The organism is Micromonospora sp. U56 (assembly GCF_018070095.1).
GTDB classification, from domain to species: domain Bacteria; phylum Actinomycetota; class Actinomycetes; order Mycobacteriales; family Micromonosporaceae; genus Micromonospora; species Micromonospora purpureochromogenes.
Genome location: NZ_JAGPYL010000040.1, coordinates 30,177 through 46,801, shown reverse-complemented (window position 1 = coordinate 46,801; position 16,625 = coordinate 30,177). Strand labels below are relative to the sequence as shown.

The window sequence follows — 16,625 nt, the reverse complement described above, 5'->3', positions numbered from 1 at the left end:
GGGTACGCGTGGGCGGCCGCGCGGCGACCGGGATGTCGGGGGGCGGACCCGTCGGGGTGGACGGGGGCGGCGGCCGGTCGGGGGAGGTCTCCACGAGTGGTTGAACGCCCGGCGGCGGCGAGGGTGACGAGGAAGACGGTGCCGCGGCAGGGGCGCTCGCGGCGGCCGGTCTGCGCCATGGGCGCGACCACGTCGGGTGCGCACGCCGGCGATGTCCGGGTGCTGCGACCCTCCTGTGCCGGGGGCGGGAGCCCAGTGAGGGCCCGGCCACCTGCCCGGTCGGCCGCCGCGAGCGGCCTACGGTGTTCAGGCTAGCGCGGTGGGATGTGGCCCACAATGGGAATATCGAAGCCGATCACGGACCGCCCGTAGTCGCGACGGAGTGTCGGACCCTCGGCGTACCGTTGGTGTCATGGCGCTCGACATTCCCCGGCTCGACGGCCGCTTCCAGGTCGTCAGCGAGTTCCAGCCGGCCGGCGACCAGCCGGCTGCCATCGACGACCTTGAGCGTCGGGTCCGGCGCGGCGACCGCAACACGGTGCTGCTCGGCGCGACCGGCACCGGTAAGAGCGCCACCACGGCCTGGCTCGTCGAGCGGCTGCAACGCCCCACCCTGGTGCTCGCGCCCAACAAGACGCTCTGCGCCCAGCTGGCCAAGGAGTTCAGCGAGCTGCTCCCGCACAACGCGGTGGAGTACTTCGTCTCCTACTACGACTACTACCAGCCCGAGGCGTACATTCCGCAGACCGACACCTACATCGAGAAGGACTCGTCGATCAACGAGGAGGTCGAGCGGCTGCGCCACTCGGCAACCATGTCGCTGCTCACCCGCCGGGACGTGATCGTGGTCGCCACGGTCTCCGCCATCTACGGCCTGGGCACCCCGGAGGAATACCTGGACCGCGCGGTCCGGGTCGCCGTGGGGCAGGAGCTCGACCGGGACCAGCTGCTGCGTCGCCTGGTCGACATCCAGTACACCCGCAACGACATGGCCTTCCAGCGGGGCACCTTCCGCGTCCGCGGCGACACCCTGGAGATCATCCCGGCGTACGAGGAGCTGGCGGTCCGGATCGAGCTGTTCGGTGACGAGGTGGAGAAGCTCTACTACCTCAACCCGCTGACCGGCGACGTGGTCCGCGAGGTCGACCAGCTGGTCATCTTCCCGGCCACCCACTACGCGGCCGGCCCGGAGCGGATGGAGCGGGCGATCCGCGACATCGAAACCGAGCTGGGCGAGCGGCTGGCCGAGCTGGAGCGGCAGGGCAAGCTGCTGGAGGCGCAGCGGCTGCGGATGCGCACCACCTACGACATCGAGATGATGCGCCAGGTCGGCTTCTGCTCCGGCATCGAGAACTACTCCATGCACATGGACGGGCGGCTGCCCGGCAGCCCGCCGCACTGCCTGCTCGACTACTTCCCCGACGACTTCCTCACCGTCGTCGACGAGTCGCACGTGACCATCCCGCAGATCGGCGGCATGTACGAGGGCGACGCGTCCCGCAAGCGGATGCTGATCGACCACGGCTTCCGGCTGCCCAGCGCCGCCGACAACCGGCCGCTGCGCTTCGACGAGTTCCTGGAGCGGGTCGGCCAGATGGTCTACCTCTCCGCCACCCCCGGTCCGTGGGAGCTGGAACAGGCGCAGGGCGAGTTCGTCGAGCAGGTGATCCGCCCGACCGGGCTGGTCGACCCGGAGGTCGTGATCAAGCCCACCAAGGGGCAGATCGACGACCTGATGCACGAGATCAAGCTGCGTACCGAGCGCGACGAGCGGGTGCTGGTCACCACGTTGACCAAGAAGATGGCCGAGGATCTCTCCGACTACCTGCTGGAGAACGGCATCCGGGTGCGCTACCTGCACTCCGAGGTGGACACGCTGCGCCGGGTCGAGCTGCTGCGCGAGCTGCGCAAGGGCGAGTACGACGTGCTGGTCGGCATCAACCTGCTCCGGGAGGGCCTCGACCTGCCCGAGGTGTCCCTGGTCGCGATCCTCGACGCCGACAAGGAGGGATTTCTGCGCAGCGGCCGGTCGCTGATCCAGACCATCGGCCGCGCCGCCCGTAACGTCTCCGGCCAGGTGCACATGTACGCCGACAAGATCACTCCGTCGATGGCGGCCGCGATCGACGAGACCGACCGGCGCCGGGCCAAGCAGATCGCGCACAACGAGGCGCACGGCATCAGCCCGGAGCCGCTGCGCAAGAAGATCCACGACATCCTCGACGACATCTACCGCGAGGCGGAGGACACCGAGAACAGCCGGGTCGGCGGGGCGGTGCGCCAGCTCTCCCGGGGCAAGGCTCCGGTCAAGGAGACCCGCAGCCGCAGTCGGGGTGGCGCGGCCGGCCCGTCCCGGGAGGGGATGGCCCGCGCCGATCTGGCGCAGCTCATCCAGGAGCTCAACGACCAGATGCTGGCCGCCGCCCGGGAGCTGCAGTTCGAGCTGGCCGCCCGGATCCGGGACGAGGTCGCCGACCTCAAGAAGGAACTGCGCGGGATGGACGCCGCGGGCGTGAAGTAGGGGAGCGGGGGATGGGCGGGATCGAGGCCTGCGTCGGTCTGCCCGACCCCCGCCTGCGCCCGTTCGTCGACCGGTACCTCGGCTACCGCGAGTCCGCCCCGCTGCCGCTGGTCCGCCGCGAGGTGGCCGGCGCCTTCGTGGTGCTGGTGCTCGGCTGGGGCGCCCCGCTCGACGTCGTCGACCCGCGGGCGTCCGGGCGCGGGGTGTACGGGGTGGACTCCTTCGTCGCCGGGCCCTTCGATCGCTACTGCATCACCTCGACCCTGGGTGTGGGGCTCGGCGTGCAGTTGGTGCTCACCCCACCGGCGGCCCGCCGGGTCCTCGGCCTGCCGCTGGGCGAGCTGGCCAACCGGGCCGTGCCGGTCGGCGACCTGCCGGACCGGTGGCTGGACAGGCTGCGCTGCCGGCTGGCCGACGCGCCGGACTGGCCGCGCCGCTTCGCCCTGCTCGACGCGGCGCTCGGCGCGCGGCTGGCCGGCTCCGCCCCGCTCGATCCGACGCTGGGCCGGGCGTGGCGCCGGCTCGCCGGCACCGGCGGCCGGATCGGCGTCGGTGACCTCGCCGACGAGCTGGGCTGGAGCAGCCGGCACCTCGCCGTCCGGTTCGGCGCGGAGCTGGGGCTGACGCCCAAGGCAACCGCCCGGCTGCTGCGCTTCGGCCGGGCGTACGCGACGCTGGCCCGCGAACTCGTCCCACGGCCGGGCGCCGATGCCTCCGTGGGGCCGGGCGGCTGGGCGGAGCTGGCCACGCGCTGCGGGTACTACGACCAGTCGCACCTGATCCGGGACTTCCGCGAGTTCGCCGGTACGACGCTGGCCACGCTGGCGCGCTCCGGATCGCTTTCGTCCAATCCCGGCTGACCGGGCCGGCGGCAGACTCGGGCCATGCGAAGCATCTACCCGGTCTTCCGGTATCCCGACGCCCGTGCCGCGATCGACTGGCTCTGCGCGGCTTTCGACTTCCAGGTCCACGAGGTGCACGACGCGCCCGACGGGTCCGTCGCGCACGCCCAACTCGGCTACGGCGGCGATCTGATCATGCTGGCCACCGGGAGCGGTCCGCGGGTCCGGCCGGCCGACGACGACTACGTCGTCTACGTGGCGGTCGACGACGTCGACGCCCATCACGGCCGGGCCGCGGCGGCCGGCGCGGAGATCGTCCGGAAGCCCTTCGACACCGACTACGGCTCCCGCGACTACACCGCCCGCGACATCGCCGGCAACGTCTGGTCGTTCGGCACGTACCGGCCCTGACCGGTGCGCTCCGCCCGGCGGCGCGGGGGGCACACCCGACGGGGGCGTCGCCGGGCGGTTGCGGTGCGCAAGCGAGGTATTGCCCTGGGTGACGGTCCTGCGTACCCTCCGTCGTGGGGAGGCCGGGATGCCGTTGTCATCGAGTCCTGTCATTCGCCGTGCGCGCCTCGGCGCCGAGTTGCGCCAGCTGCGCAGACGGGAGGCGCTCACCCTGGAACAGGTGTGTGGGCTGCTGGGCTGGGCCTCCACGTCGAAGCTGTCCCGCATCGAGCTGGGGCAGAGCCGGCCCGACCTCGCCGACGTGCTCGACCTGCTGGACGTCTACCAGGTGCCGTCGCCGCAGCGGGAGGCGCTGATCGTCATCGCCCGGGACGCCGCGACCAGCCGCGGCTGGTGGAAGGCGCTCGGCGAGATGCACGAGCGGCAGCGCACGTACGCCGAACTGGAGGCGGGGGCGGCGGCCATCGTCGAGTACCAGCTGGCCGTCGTACCCGGTCTGCTCCAGGCCCCCGGGTACGCCCGCCTGCGGGTCCTCGCCGGCCGGCTGCTGCACCCGGACGTCGACGTGGAGGCCGACGTGCGGGCGCGGCTGGCCCGCCAGGAGGTGCTGCGCCGCCCCGACCCGCCGCACTACACCGGCCTGCTGGACGAACGGGTCTGCGACCCGGCCGGCGTCCCGGCCGAGATCTGGCAGGAGCAGTTGGCGCACCTGCTCGCCCTGGCCGACCTGCCGAACGTGACGATCCGGGTGGTGCCCCGCACCGCCGCCCCGCCCGGGGCGGTGCACGCGCTGACCGCCTACTCCTGCTACTCCTTCCCCGACCCGGCCGACCCGCGCACCGTCATGCTGGAGACGCTCACCAACGACGTGCGGCTGGTGACCGACGCCGACGTGGCCCGCTACGAGCGGATGACCGGCTGGCTGTCGGCGGTGGCGTTGAGCGCGGAGGAGACCGCCGCGCTGCTGCGCGACCGGGCCGGCGAGGTCGCCAACGGCGCGCGCCCCGGCGGTGCCGAGGGGGAGCCGGCGGGTCAGCCGGCCGGCGGGTGAACGGGCGCTCGGCGGTGCCGCCGGAAGCCGTCCGCCGGGTCGGTCACCTGGCCGGTCAGCGGTAGGCCGGCAGGACGCCGCGCGGCCACCGGACCCGGCACCCCCGAACGCGTCGGGGCCGGTGTGCCGCGCGTGCGTCGCACGGTAACCGGGGGGTACGACAATGACGGGTGTGGATCCGCCGGATCAGGCCGGGACGTCGACGAAGTGCTCGACCCGGGGCGGGCCGGCGAAGTGCGGGCCGATCAGCGCCCGCCACTTGTCGAACGCCTCGGTGCCCCGGAAGTTCTGCTCGTGCGCCTCGACCGAGTCCCACTCGACCAGCAGCACGAACCGGGTCGCGGTCTCGATGCCCCGGGTCATCCGGGCCGACCGGCAGCCCTCGACGGCCGTGATGATCCCGTGCGCCTGCGCGTAGGCGGCGGCGAACTCGTCCTCGTGTCCGGGCAGTACGTCGATGAGCGCGACCTCAAGCACCATGACCGAAGCCTCGCACGCCCGGCGGTGGAACCGGACGGAGGGGTCTTCTCCGCCGGCCGCCCCGGCCCTAGGGTGATCGCTCGGGCCAGGGGAGGGGCGGATCATGCTGGACTGGTTGACCACGGTGGCGTTCACCGTCGGGGACGTCGGGACGACCTGGGCGGAGCTGCTCGGCTTCGCCACCGGCGTGCTCAACGTCTGGCTGGTCGCCCGGCAGCACATCGTGAACTGGCCGGTGGGCATCGCCAACGTGCTGCTGCTGATGGTGCTGTTCTGGACCGCCGGCCTGTACGCCGACGCCGGCCTCCAGGTCGTCTACGTGCTGCTCGGCCTCTACGGCTGGTACCACTGGCTCTTCGGCGGCGAGCGGCGCAGCCGGCTCGCGGTCAGCCGGACGAGCGGCCGGGAGTGGGCCGGGCTGGCGGTTGCCGGGGTGCTGCTCACCGGCGGGCTGTGGGCGTTGCTGGACCGGGCCACCGACTCCACCGTGCCGCTGGCCGACGCGTTCACCACCGCGCTGTCGCTGCTGGCCACCTACGGGCAGACCCGCAAGCTGGTGGAGAGCTGGTGGCTCTGGATCATGGCCGACCTGGTCTACATCCCGCTCTACGCGTACAAGGGGCTCTGGCTCACCGGCGCGCTCTACCTGGTCTTCCTGGCGCTCTGCGTGCTCGGGTTGCGGGCCTGGCGGGCCGACCTGCGCGCGGCCGGCACCCCGACCCTGGTGCCGCCCGGTCCGGCCCCCGCGACCGCGTGAGCGGCCCGCCCCGGCCGGAGTTCCGGCACGGCATGGTGGTCGGCAAGTTCTACCCGCCGCACGCCGGGCACCATGCCCTGATCGAGGCCGCCGCCGGCCGCTGCGCGGCGGTGACCGTGGTGGTCGCGCCGTCGCGCCGGGAGTCCATCCCGCTCGAGCTGCGGCTGGACTGGCTGCGCGAGGCGCACGCGCACACCCCCTGGGTCCGGTTCGTCGGCCGCTACGACGACCACCCGGTGGACTACGCCGACCCGGCGGCCTGGGACGCGCACTGCGCGGTCTTCTCCGCCGCGCTCGGCGGGCGCCCGGTGGACGCGGTGTTCTCCTCCGAGGCGTACGGCGGGGAACTGGCCCGGCGGTTCGACGCCACGGCGGTCTGCGTGGACCCGGACCGGCGGGTCGTGCCGGTCTCCGGCACGGCGGTGCGGGCGGACCCGGCCGCGCACTGGGACCGGCTGAGCCCGGCGGTGCGGGCCTGGTTCGTCCGGCGGGTGGTGGTGGTCGGGGCGGAGTCCACCGGCACCACCACGATGGCCGGCGCCCTCGCCGCGCACTACGGCACGGCCTGGGTGCCGGAGTACGGCCGGGAGCTGACCGCCCGCAAGCTGGCCCGGCTGCGCGCCGGTCGGCCGGCGGCGACGGTCTTCGACGTCACCTGGGACCGGGAGGACTTCGTCGAGGTGGTCCGCGCCCAGCAGGCGGCGGAGGACGCCGCCGCCCGGTCCAGCGGCCCGCTGCTGGTCTGCGACACCGACGCCCGGGCGACCGCGGTGTGGGAGGAGCGTTACCTGGGCTCGGCGTCGGAGCCGGTCCGGGCGGCGGCCCGCCGGCCGGCGCTCTACCTGCTGACCGACCACGTCGGGGTGCCGTTCTCCGACGACGGGCTGCGCGACGGCGCGCACCTGCGGGCCTGGATGACCGAGCGGTTCCGGGCCGAGCTGGCCGGCTGCGGGGTGCCGGTGATCGAACTCACCGGGCCGCACCCGGAGCGGCTGGCCCGGGCGGTGGCGGCCTGCGACGCGCTGCTGGCCGCCGGCTGGTCGCTCGCCGATCCGCTGCTGCCACCCGGCTGAGCAGCGGATCCACCGCCGGCCGCGCCGACCCTCCGATGGCACCTAGCCTCCTAGGACGGCGTAGGGAGTGTGCCACGGATCGTGCCGGAAGGTGATACTGCCGGCAATCCAGGTACCTGGAGATGCGGTGGCCGGCCGGGATGGGGAAGAATGGCCCGCGAGGAGGGGAGTATTCCCCCGCGACGGAGTCGTCAGCACGGTCGACCGCCGAACCCGGCGGCCCGACCCGGCACCGTCGGTCATCGCCCCGCCCGCGGGGCGCTGACGGAAGAGACCTCCGACAGTCACCAGAGTCCGCGTCGCTGCTCGTCTCGCCGCCAACCGGCGTTACGGTGTGCCCGACGTCGCGTGTCTGCCGGAGGAATGAATTGAACGTGTCCGGAGTGGTGTGGGCCGGGACCCTCGTCGCGATGACGGCGGTCCTGCTCGTCGACCTTCTCATCGTCGGTCGACGACCGCACGAACCCAGTGTCCGGGAGTCGAGCCTCTGGGTCGGCTTCTACGTGGCCCTGGCCCTGATCTTCGGTGCCGGGCTCTGGCTCACCTCAGGGGCGAGCGCGGCCGGCCAGTTCTACACCGGCTGGCTCACCGAGTACAGCCTCTCGGTCGACAACCTCTTCGTCTTTGTGATCATCATGGCCCGGTTCGGGGTGCCCCGGCCGTACCAGCAGAAGGTGCTGCTCGTCGGCATCGTGCTGGCCCTGGTCATGCGGGGCGGGTTCATCGCCGCCGGCGCGGCGCTGATCTCCCAGTTCTCCTGGGTCTTCTACATCTTCGGCGCGTTCCTGATCTACACCGCGGTGAACCTCGCCCGGCAGGGCGAGCCGGACGAGGACGAGTTCAGCGAGAACCTGCTGATCCGGTGGAGCCGCAAGGCGTTGCCGATCTCCAAGGACTACGACGGCGCGAAGCTGACCACGCACCAGGCCGGCCGGCGACTGTTCACCCCGATGCTGATCGTGATGATCGCCATCGGCACCACCGACCTGATCTTCGCGCTGGACTCGATCCCGGCGATCTTCGGCATCACCCAGGAGCCGTACCTGGTCTTCACCGCGAACGTCTTCGCGCTGATGGGGCTGCGGCAGCTCTACTTCCTGCTCGGCGGCCTGCTGGACCGGCTGATCTACCTCAGCTACGGCCTGGCGGTGGTGCTCGGCTTCATCGGCGTCAAGCTGGTGCTGGAGGCCCTGGCCGACAACAACCTGCCGTTCATCAACGGCGGGGAGCACGTCGGGTGGGCCCCGCACATCCCGATCTGGCTCTCCCTGACGGTCATCCTCGGCACCCTCGCCGCGGCCACCGCCGCCAGCCTGGTCAAGTCGTCCCGGGACCGGCGCCGCGAGCTGGCGGACGCGCGGCGCTGAGCCGCACCCGCGTACGCGGAAAAGGGGCACCCCGTTCGCCGGGGTGCCCCTTTCGCGTACGGGTCAGACCCGGCGGACGGCGACCAGGGTGGCGGCCCGGTCGGCGGGGAGCTGCTCCTCCAGCACCCGCCGTTGCCGGTAGCAGGCGTGCAGCATCCGGCGGTCGCCGCCGGGTTCGGCGGTGACGATGCCGACGTGGTGGATCGGGCGCCCGGGGCGGGCGAAGAAGTACAGGTCGCCGGGGTGCTCCTCGCCCAGCGGCACCGGCGCGGTGGCCTCGGCCTGGTCGTCGGCGTCGCGGGGCAGGGTCACCCCGAACCGGCGCCAGGCCAGGTGCACCAGGCCGGAGCAGTCGATGCCGTGGCTGGAGACCCCGCCCCAGATGTAGACCACGTCGCGCAGGCGCTCCGCGACGGCCAGCACCTCGCCGGGCTCCGGTTGGCCGGTGGGCAGCGGGACCACGTCCGCCTCGGGAATCCACAGCGGTCCCGGGTGGCCGGAGGCGTGCACCGGACGCCACCCGTCGACCGGGCCGTCGGCCGGGATCAGTCGGGTGCCGAGGACGACGCCGGGCACGACCACCGGGCCGTTGGGCGCGGCGTGCAGGGCGGTGACGCCGGCGTCGACCACCAGCGGCTCACCGGCGGGGGCGGCCGGATCGGCGGGGGCCAGGTGGGCGGTGGGCAGCCAGCCGGGATAGCCGCGCGGGTCGAGTTCCGCCGCGGGCTGCTCGACGGCGACCACGCGGGCCCAGCCGTCCGGGCGCAGCTCGGTGACCAGCACCCGCTCGCCGAGCAGCAGCTGGCTCAGCACGCACTCGCCGACCCGCTGGTCGGTGTCCATCCCGGCGACCCAGGCCGGGATGTCGGTGCGCGGGGCGAGGGCGGGGCGGTCGACGGGGCGTACCGCCTCGGGGGTGGCCCAGAGCGTCGCGACGGCGACCCGGACGACGGCCTCGCGGCCCGGTTGCAGCTTCACGTCGACCTCCGGTTCGAGCGGGCGCCTAGCCGAGCCTATGAAAGAAACCAACGATCATCAACTGCGGGGTTGCACTTTTGCTTCAGCGACGGAGGTGATGCCCAGCCCGGGCGCGTCCGGCAGCACGACGGTGGCGCCGTCGTACCGGACCCCGCCCCGCACCGGCGACCAGGCGAGCCACCAGGCGGCGTCCAGGTCCGACACGGCCGTGGTGCGGTATGCGGCGACCAGGCTGGCGGCCGCCCCGATGCCGACCGCGCTCTCCATCATGGAACCGACGATGGTGCCCATGTCGTGGGCGCGGGCCAGGTCGAGCAGGGTGCGGGCGGTGTGCAGGCCGCCGCACTTGGCCAGCTTGACGTTGACCATGTCGGCCGCCCGGCGGCGGATGACCTCGACCAGGTCGCGGACGCCGAAGACCGACTCGTCGGCCAGGATCGGCACGTCCACCCGGTCGCTGACCCAGGCCAGGCCGTCCAGGTCCCACCGGGACACGGGCTGCTCGACCAGCTCGACGTCGAGCCCGGCGTCGACGATGCCCCGGATCACCCGCACCGCCTCGCGCGGGGTCCAGCCCTGGTTGGCGTCCAGCCGGATCCGCATCCCGGGGCCCACCGACGCCCGCACCGCGCGGACCCGGTCCAGGTCGGTCGCCGCGTCCGTGCCGACCTTGAGCTTGAGCACGTCGAAACCCTCGGCGCGGCGCTGCTTGGCCGCCGCCGCCAGCTCCACCGCGTCGCCCGCGGCCAGCGTGACGTCCGTCGGGACGCGCAGCGCCGTGCCGCCGAGCAGCCGCACCAGGGGTACGCCGAGCCGCCGGGCCGCCAGGTCGTGCAGCGCGACGTCGAGCGCCGCCTTGGCCGACTCGTTCCCGGTCACCGCCGTGCGCACCTCGGCGCAGCGGGCCACCAGGTCGTCGGCGTCCCGGCCGGCGACCGCGGGGGCCAGCATGTCGCGTACGCACGCCTCGGCGCCGGCGACCGAGGCGCCGGTCACCTTCCAGACCTGGGGCGCCTCGCCGAAGCCGGACCGCCCGTCGGAGTCGATCACCTCGACCACCAGGGTGTCCACGGTGGTGGTGCGGCGCAGCGCGGTGACGAACGGGGTGTGCAGGGGGGCGGAAAGCCGGTGGGTGCGTACCGCGGCGATCGTCATGTGCGGCACCCTATATGGAGACGGGCAGCGCAGGGGGAGGCCGAATGAGCAGGCGGGACTGGGAGCTGGTGGGCGCGCCGAACGCGCGTGATCTGGGCGGGCTGCCCACCGCCGACGGGCGTCGGGTGCGCGCCGGGAGGTTGATCCGCACCCCGGCGCTGGGCCGGCTGACCGACGCCGACCTGCCGGTGCTGGGCAAGCTCGCCCCGGCCTGCGTGGTGGACCTGCGGGACGCCTCCGAGATGGTGGTCGCCCCGGCGGACCGGCTGGTGGGGGAGCCCCGGGTGGTGCACCTGCCGGTCCTCGACCCGGCGCACCCGGTCTTCACGTACGTCTCGGCGCTGCTGCTCGGCCACGACCTGGAGGCGTACGACGAGCTGGCCCGGGAGGGCACCCCGGCGGCGATGGCGGCGATCTACCGCTGGTTCGTCACCGGGGAGGCGGCCCGGGCGGGGTTCGGCACGGCGCTGCGGCTGGCGGCGGACGCGGACAACCTGCCGCTGCTGTTCCACTGCTCGGCCGGCAAGGACCGCACCGGCTGGCTGGCGGTGCTGCTGCTCACCGCGTTGGACGTGGACCCCGCGGCGATCCGCGCCGACTACCTGTGCCACAACGAGCTGACCGTGAGCCTGCGCGAGGTGCTGCTGGAGGCGATGGTGGGGCGGCAACCGGCCCTGGACCCGGAGACGGTGCGCCCGGTGCTGGAGGTGCGCCCGGAGTACCTGGACGCCGCCTACGAGGAGGTGCGCCGGGTGCACGGCTCGTTCGACGCGTACCTGCGCGACGGGCTGGGCGTCACCGACGAGGTGCGCGACGCGCTGCGGGACAACCTGCTGGAGTGACCCGTCCGGGCTCAGCCGGCCAGGTCGTGCCGGGCCGCCCAGACCGCCGCCGAGACCTCCGCGATCAGCCGGCAGGCGTCGTCCTCGACCTCTTCGCCGGTCGCGCTGCCGTCGGCGAGGTCGGTGGTGGTGCAGACGACGATCACGTACGGCGGGGCGTCGTCCGGCAGGACCACGCCGGCGCCGTGCCGGACGCCCCGTACCCAGCCGTTCTTGTGCGCGATCCGGGTGCCCTCGGGCAGCCCGGCGGCCAGGTCCTCGCGGTGTTCCTGGGCCAGCAGCACGTCTGTCATCGCCGCGCAGGCCGTCGGGGAGGCCAGCGGCCCCGGGCGGGTGGCCCCGGTCACCAGCCCGCCGAGCAGCGCCGCAAGGTCGGCGGCGGTGACCAGGTTGGTGATGCCCGCGTCCCGGGCGGCGAAGTCCTCGATGCCCCGGCCGGTGACGCTGTGCCGGGCCCCGGCCAGCGCCCAGGCGCGCGCCACCGCCGGCAGGCCCACCCGGCCGAGCACGATGTTCGTGGCCAGGTTGCTGGACCGGGTGATCATCCGGTCGGCGAGCCAGCGCAGCGGGGCGCTCCCGCCCACCCGCGCCCACACCGCGTCGTCGTTGTCGTAGCGCTGGGCGCAGGAGAAGCGGGGCGTCCCGGGCTGCGCCGAGTCGAACCCGTTGACCACCGGGATCGGCGCGTCCAGGTCCAGCTCGCCCGCCTCGGCGGCCCGGTGCAGCGCGAGCAGCACCGCGACCTTCATCGTGCTGGCCGCGTAGTGGGTGGCGTCGGGCCGGCGGGTCCAGGTCGGCTCCGCGCCCAGCCGCCCCACGTACGCCGAGACGGTGCCGGGCACCCGCTCCAGCCGCGCGTCGAGATCATCCCAGGTCATGCCGGTGACCGTAGCCGATCTTCCCCGGCGCGGGACAGCGCGACCCCGGCCCCGGCGCCTACCGTGCCGACATGACGGTTGCCGCGTACGACGCCCACGCCGACTGGTACGAACAGTTCGCCGCCGACACCGCCGCCGACTACATGACCCGGGTCCGCCGGCAGCTCGCCGACCTGCTCGGCCCCGGCCCGGGCCGCTGCCTCGACCTGTGCTGCGGCACCGGCGCGCACGCCGCCGAGCTGCGCCGGTCGGGCTGGGAGCCGGTCGGCGTCGACCTCTCCGGCGGGCAGCTCCGGCACGCCCGCGCCCGGCTGCCGGTGACCCGGGGCGACGCCGCCGCGCTGCCGGTCGCCGACTCGGCGCTGCCGGCGGTGGCCTGCGTGCTCGCGCACACCGACGTGCCCGACTATCCGGCGGTGATCGCCGAGGCGGCCCGGGTGCTGGCGCCCGGCGGGCGCTTCGTCCACGTCGGCGTGCATCCGTGCTTCATCGGCCCGTTCGCCGACCGGTCGGACCCCGGGCGGATCGTCGTCGACGGCGGCTACGCCGAGCGGGAACGCAGCTTCCGGGGGGTCTGGTCGACGCACGGGGTGCGGGCCCGGGTCGGCGCCTGGCACGTACCCCTGGCCGACCTGCTCAACGCGGTCACCGCCGCGGGCCTCACGCTGACCCGGACCACCGAGTCCGGGTCCGGCCCGGTGCCGGACCTCTTCGCCCTGCTCGCCGTCAAACCGGTCCGGTCGTGACCGACGGCCGGTGCGGAGCGGGAACGGGCGGAGCCCGGACCGCAGGGGCGGTCCGGGCTCCGGTGGTGTGCCGGGCGGTGGGTCAGCCGGCGTGCTTGCGGCGGGCGGCGGCGCGGCCGCGCAGCTGCTGGTCCAGCACCACCTTGCGGATCCGGACCGCGCTCGGAGTGACCTCGACGCACTCGTCCTCGCGGCAGAACTCCAGCGCCTGCTCCAGGGAGAGCTTGCGCGGCGGGATCAGCTTCTCGGTCTCGTCGGAGGTCGACGCCCGCATGTTGGTGAGCTTCTTCTCCTTGGTGATGTTGACGTCCATGTCGTCGGAGCGGGAGTTCTCCCCGACGATCATGCCCTCGTACACCTCGGTGGTCGGCTCGACGAAGAGCTGTCCGCGCTCCTGGAGGTTGATCATGGCGAACGAGGTGACGGCGCCGGCCCGGTCCGCGACCAGCGAACCGTTCTGCCGGGTCCGCAGCTCGCCGAACCACGGCTCGTACGACTCGAACACGTGGTGCAGGATGCCGGTGCCCCGGGTGTCGGTGAGGAACTCGGTGCGGAAGCCGATCAGGCCGCGCGCCGGGACCAGCCACTCCATCCGGATCCAGCCGGTGCCGTGGTTGACCAGCTGCTCCATCCGACCCTTACGAGTGGCCAGCAGCTGGGTGATCGCACCCAGGTACTCCTCCGGGGCGTCGATGGTCAGCCGCTCGACCGGCTCGCAGATCTTGCCGTCGATCTCCCGGGTGACCACCTGCGGCTTGCCGACGGTCAGCTCGTAGTTCTCCCGGCGCATCTGCTCGACCAGGATGGCCAGCGCCAGCTCACCACGGCCCTGCACCTCCCAGGCGTCCGGCCGCTCGGTCGGCAGCACCCGCAGCGACACGTTGCCGACCAGCTCCTTGTCGAGCCGGTCCTTGACCATCCGGGCGGTGACCTTGGCGCCCTTGACCCGGCCGACCAGCGGCGAGGTGTTGGTGCCGATGGTCATCGAGATGGCCGGCTCGTCGACGGTGATCAGCGGCAGCGGGATCGGGTTCTCCGCGTCCGCCAGGGTCTCACCGATCATGATCTCCGGGATGCCGGCGACCGCGATGATGTCGCCCGGGCCCGCCGAGTCGGCCGGCTTGCGCTCCAGGCCCTCGGTCATCAGCAGCTCCGAGATGCGCACCCGCTGGGTGCTGCCGTCGGCGCGGCACCAGGAGACCGACTGGCCCTTGCTGATGGTGCCCTGCCGGACCCGGCACAGCGCCAGCCGGCCGAGGAACGGGGAGGCGTCGAGGTTGGTGACGTGCGCCTGCAGCGGCGCACCGTCCTCGTACGCGGGCGCCGGGATGGTGTCCAGCAGGGTGCGGAACAGCGGCTCCAGGGAGCTGCTGTCGTCCGGCACCGAGCCGTCGGCCGGCTGGGTCAGCGAGGCGATGCCGTCGCGGGCGCAGGCGTAGATGATCGGGAAGTCGATCTGCTCCTCGTCGGCGTCCAGGTCCAGGAAGAGCTCGTAGGTGTCGTCCACGACCTCCTTGATCCGGGCGTCCGGGCGGTCCACCTTGTTGATCACCAGGATGATCGGCATGCGGGCCTTGAGCGCCTTGCGGAGCACGAACCGGGTCTGCGGCAGCGGGCCCTCGCTGGCGTCGACCAGCAGGACGACCCCGTCGACCATGGTGAGGCCGCGCTCCACCTCGCCGCCGAAGTCGGCGTGGCCGGGGGTGTCGATGATGTTGATGGTGACCGGGTCGGAGCCGTCCGCCGGCATGTACCGCACGCCGGTGTTCTTGGCGAGGATGGTGATGCCCTTTTCCCGTTCGAGGTCCATCGAGTCCATGACCCGCTCGGTTACCTCGCCGCGGGCGCCGTAGGCGCCGGCCTGCCGCAACATGGCGTCGACCAAGGTCGTCTTGCCGTGGTCGACGTGGGCGATGATGGCGACGTTGCGGAGGTCGGTGCGAAGCTGCATACCCTCCATACTCCTGTCTACGGTTGCCGGGGCACGTGTCGGGGTCACCCCCAGATGGCCCGGATCTGTGCCGGAACTGCTGTTCCGACCATTCGCGCGGCTGGCATGCTGACCCCCGTGTTCATGGGGACCGGATGCATGACCTGCTGACCTCGCTGCAGGGCCTGCCGTCCCTGCTGATCTATGTGATCGCCGCGACAATCGTCGCGGGGGAGACCGCGGTGATCTTCGGTCTGCTGGTGCCGGGCGAGGCGACCCTGTTGCTGGTCGGCTTCTTAGCCTACGCGGGGACGCTTCAGCTTGTTCCCGCGCTGCTCGTCATGACAGGTGCGGCGGTGATGGGAGACACACTCGCCTTCCGGTCCGGCCGCCGGTACGGCCCCCGGCTGCGCGCCAGCGGGCTGGGCACCCGGGTGGGGCCCGAGCGGTGGGCCCGGGCCGACGCGCTGCTGGGGCGGCTGGGCGGGCGGGGGGTGTTAACGGCCCGGTGGATCGCCTTCGCCCGCACCCTGGTGCCCCGGCTGGCCGGTGCGGCCGGCCTGCCGTACCGGCGGTTCGCGCCGTGGAACCTGGCCGGGGTGACGACCTGGGTGGGCGGCTCGGTGCTGCTGGGCTACCTGGCCGGCGAGTCGTACGAGACGGTCTCCCGGCTGCTGGGCCGGGCCACCGGGGTGGTGCTGGTGCTGCTGGCCGTGCTGGCCGCGATCGTGCTGGCCGGGCGGTGGCTGGGACGCCATCCCGACCCGGCGCGGGCGCTGCTGACCCGGGCCGCCGCCCTGCCGACTGTGCGTTGGGTCACCGGCCGGTACGGCATCCTCTTCTTCCTGATCGCCATGCACCTCGGGCCGGGCTGGGCGCTGCTGCTCAACCTCGGCGCCGGCCTGCTGCTGCTGTCGGCGGCCGGGTTCGCCGTCGCCTGGCTGCTGGAGGCGGTGGTCCGCTTCAGCGGGCTGGCCGTGGTCGACGGCGCGATCGCGGACTGGTTCGCCCACCGCCGTACCCCGGGCGCGATGCAGGCCGCCCTGACCACGGTCTCCGTGCTGCGGGGGTCGTTCCTGATCGTGCTGGTGGCGGTGGTGGCCGGGGTGCTCGCCTGGCGGCACCGGCCCTGGCGGGCGGACCTGCTCAGTGTCTTCGGCACGGTCGGGGCCTTCCTGCCGCTGGTGGTGCTGGCGGTGGTCGCCGACGCCACCCCGTCGGCCCGGGCGGCTGTCATGTTCCCGACGCAGAACGCGGTGGTCGCCGCGAGCCTCTGCACGCTCGCCTGGCTGGTCTCCCGCGACGCCCGCTGGCCGGTGGCGGTGGCCGCCTGCACGGCGGCGGCGGCCGGCATCGCCGTGCTCGGCGGGGCCCGCCTCTACCTGGGCTGGAGCACGGCCAGCGGGACGGTCACCTCGGTGCTGCTCGGGGTGGCCTGGACGGCGGTGTTCGTGGTCGCCTGGGCCACCCGGGACCGGGCGGTACGCGCCACCGGCGCCCCACTGTCCCGATAGCCGCGCCCCGCTCCCGCCGGCCCGGTGCCTCGTGACGGCGGCGACGCCGGGGTGGGGTGACTCCCGGTCGGTGCGCACCG

The 16,625-nt window shown here is 73.5% G+C and carries 15 protein-coding genes; 10 read left to right on the top strand and 5 right to left on the bottom strand.

Annotation, left to right across the window (positions count from 1 at the left end):
- Positions 1 to 412: 412 nt before the first annotated feature.
- From uvrB to KBX37_RS15800, 4 genes are all read left to right on the top strand, one after another.
- Complete coding sequence (uvrB, locus tag KBX37_RS15815; protein ID WP_210776713.1) at positions 413 to 2,521, top strand: excinuclease ABC subunit UvrB; 2,109 nt, start codon at positions 413 to 415, stop codon at positions 2,519 to 2,521.
- Positions 2,522 to 2,532: 11 nt separating this feature from the next.
- Complete coding sequence (locus KBX37_RS15810) at positions 2,533 to 3,381, top strand: AraC family transcriptional regulator (RefSeq protein ID WP_210776712.1); 849 nt, start codon at positions 2,533 to 2,535, stop codon at positions 3,379 to 3,381.
- 24 nt (positions 3,382 to 3,405) lie between these two features.
- Positions 3,406 to 3,774, top strand: coding sequence for a VOC family protein (locus KBX37_RS15805; protein WP_210776711.1), 369 nt, complete (start codon positions 3,406 to 3,408; stop codon positions 3,772 to 3,774).
- Positions 3,775 to 3,901: 127 nt separating this feature from the next.
- The gene (locus KBX37_RS15800; protein WP_210776710.1) at positions 3,902 to 4,825 is read left to right on the top strand and encodes a helix-turn-helix transcriptional regulator; all 924 of its coding nucleotides are present in this window, start codon (positions 3,902 to 3,904) and stop codon (positions 4,823 to 4,825) included.
- A gap of 186 nt (positions 4,826 to 5,011) precedes the next feature.
- Here KBX37_RS15800 and KBX37_RS15795 read toward each other — a convergent pair whose 3' ends face one another.
- Positions 5,012 to 5,305 (bottom strand): antibiotic biosynthesis monooxygenase, encoded by a 294-nt coding sequence (locus KBX37_RS15795; protein WP_210776709.1) that lies wholly within the window; start codon positions 5,303 to 5,305, stop codon positions 5,012 to 5,014.
- Positions 5,306 to 5,408: 103 nt separating this feature from the next.
- On the opposite strand from KBX37_RS15795, the gene pnuC reads away from it, so the two are divergent.
- The 3 genes from pnuC to KBX37_RS15780 all read left to right on the top strand — a co-directional run bounded on the left by pnuC (position 5,409) and on the right by KBX37_RS15780 (position 8,502).
- Positions 5,409 to 6,062: a nicotinamide riboside transporter PnuC gene (pnuC, locus tag KBX37_RS15790; protein WP_210776708.1), complete on the top strand. Its 654-nt coding sequence runs from the start codon at positions 5,409 to 5,411 to the stop codon at positions 6,060 to 6,062.
- Positions 6,059 to 7,135, top strand: a complete 1,077-nt coding sequence (locus tag KBX37_RS15785) for an AAA family ATPase (protein WP_307849084.1) — start codon at positions 6,059 to 6,061, stop codon at positions 7,133 to 7,135. The genes pnuC and KBX37_RS15785 overlap by 4 nt, the downstream gene beginning before the upstream one ends.
- A gap of 368 nt (positions 7,136 to 7,503) precedes the next feature.
- Positions 7,504 to 8,502 (top strand): TerC family protein, encoded by a 999-nt coding sequence (locus tag KBX37_RS15780; protein WP_210776707.1) that lies wholly within the window; start codon positions 7,504 to 7,506, stop codon positions 8,500 to 8,502.
- A gap of 63 nt (positions 8,503 to 8,565) precedes the next feature.
- On the opposite strand, the gene KBX37_RS15775 is transcribed toward KBX37_RS15780, so the two are convergent.
- Both KBX37_RS15775 and KBX37_RS15770 read right to left on the bottom strand, forming a co-directional pair.
- Positions 8,566 to 9,480 (bottom strand): C40 family peptidase, encoded by a 915-nt coding sequence (locus KBX37_RS15775; protein WP_210776706.1) that lies wholly within the window; start codon positions 9,478 to 9,480, stop codon positions 8,566 to 8,568.
- 57 nt (positions 9,481 to 9,537) lie between these two features.
- On the bottom strand, positions 9,538 to 10,635 hold the full coding sequence (locus KBX37_RS15770) for a mandelate racemase/muconate lactonizing enzyme family protein (RefSeq protein ID WP_210776705.1): 1,098 nt from the start codon (positions 10,633 to 10,635) through the stop codon (positions 9,538 to 9,540).
- 44 nt (positions 10,636 to 10,679) lie between these two features.
- Here KBX37_RS15770 and KBX37_RS15765 point away from each other — a divergent pair, with 44 nt between their 5' ends.
- Entirely contained in the window at positions 10,680 to 11,477 is a 798-nt protein-coding gene (locus KBX37_RS15765) for a tyrosine-protein phosphatase (RefSeq protein ID WP_210776704.1), read from the top strand.
- Positions 11,478 to 11,488: 11 nt separating this feature from the next.
- Here the strand turns inward: KBX37_RS15765 and KBX37_RS15760 are convergent, their stop codons facing one another.
- Positions 11,489 to 12,355: a serine hydrolase gene (locus tag KBX37_RS15760; RefSeq protein ID WP_210776703.1), complete on the bottom strand. Its 867-nt coding sequence runs from the start codon at positions 12,353 to 12,355 to the stop codon at positions 11,489 to 11,491.
- 71 nt (positions 12,356 to 12,426) lie between these two features.
- Between KBX37_RS15760 and KBX37_RS15755 the strand changes: the two genes are divergently transcribed.
- Positions 12,427 to 13,101, top strand: a complete 675-nt coding sequence (locus tag KBX37_RS15755; protein WP_210776702.1) for a class I SAM-dependent methyltransferase — start codon at positions 12,427 to 12,429, stop codon at positions 13,099 to 13,101.
- 82 nt (positions 13,102 to 13,183) lie between these two features.
- Here the strand turns inward: KBX37_RS15755 and typA are convergent, their stop codons facing one another.
- On the bottom strand, positions 13,184 to 15,052 hold the full coding sequence (typA, locus tag KBX37_RS15750; RefSeq protein ID WP_210776701.1) for a translational GTPase TypA: 1,869 nt from the start codon (positions 15,050 to 15,052) through the stop codon (positions 13,184 to 13,186).
- A 134-nt stretch (positions 15,053 to 15,186) separates the two neighbouring features.
- On the opposite strand from typA, the gene KBX37_RS15745 reads away from it, so the two are divergent.
- Positions 15,187 to 16,545: a DedA family protein gene (locus tag KBX37_RS15745; RefSeq protein ID WP_210776700.1), complete on the top strand. Its 1,359-nt coding sequence runs from the start codon at positions 15,187 to 15,189 to the stop codon at positions 16,543 to 16,545.
- Positions 16,546 to 16,625 lie beyond the last annotated feature (80 nt).

Excerpts from the sequence above, each read along its gene's own strand:
- uvrB (WP_210776713.1), top strand. The coding sequence starts at position 413 with ATGGCGCTCGACATTCCCCGGCTCGACGGCCGCTTCCAGGTCGTCAGC.
- KBX37_RS15810 (WP_210776712.1), top strand. The coding sequence starts at position 2,533 with ATGGGCGGGATCGAGGCCTGCGTCGGTCTGCCCGACCCCCGCCTGCGC.
- KBX37_RS15805 (WP_210776711.1), top strand. The coding sequence starts at position 3,406 with ATGCGAAGCATCTACCCGGTCTTCCGGTATCCCGACGCCCGTGCCGCG.
- KBX37_RS15800 (WP_210776710.1), top strand. The coding sequence starts at position 3,902 with ATGCCGTTGTCATCGAGTCCTGTCATTCGCCGTGCGCGCCTCGGCGCC.
- KBX37_RS15795 (WP_210776709.1), bottom strand. The coding sequence starts at position 5,305 with ATGGTGCTTGAGGTCGCGCTCATCGACGTACTGCCCGGACACGAGGAC.
- pnuC (WP_210776708.1), top strand. The coding sequence starts at position 5,409 with ATGCTGGACTGGTTGACCACGGTGGCGTTCACCGTCGGGGACGTCGGG.
- KBX37_RS15770 (WP_210776705.1), bottom strand. The coding sequence starts at position 10,635 with ATGACGATCGCCGCGGTACGCACCCACCGGCTTTCCGCCCCCCTGCAC.
- KBX37_RS15765 (WP_210776704.1), top strand. The coding sequence starts at position 10,680 with ATGAGCAGGCGGGACTGGGAGCTGGTGGGCGCGCCGAACGCGCGTGAT.
- KBX37_RS15760 (WP_210776703.1), bottom strand. The coding sequence starts at position 12,355 with ATGACCTGGGATGATCTCGACGCGCGGCTGGAGCGGGTGCCCGGCACC.
- KBX37_RS15755 (WP_210776702.1), top strand. The coding sequence starts at position 12,427 with ATGACGGTTGCCGCGTACGACGCCCACGCCGACTGGTACGAACAGTTC.
- typA (WP_210776701.1), bottom strand. The coding sequence starts at position 15,052 with ATGCAGCTTCGCACCGACCTCCGCAACGTCGCCATCATCGCCCACGTC.
- KBX37_RS15745 (WP_210776700.1), top strand. The coding sequence starts at position 15,187 with ATGCATGACCTGCTGACCTCGCTGCAGGGCCTGCCGTCCCTGCTGATC.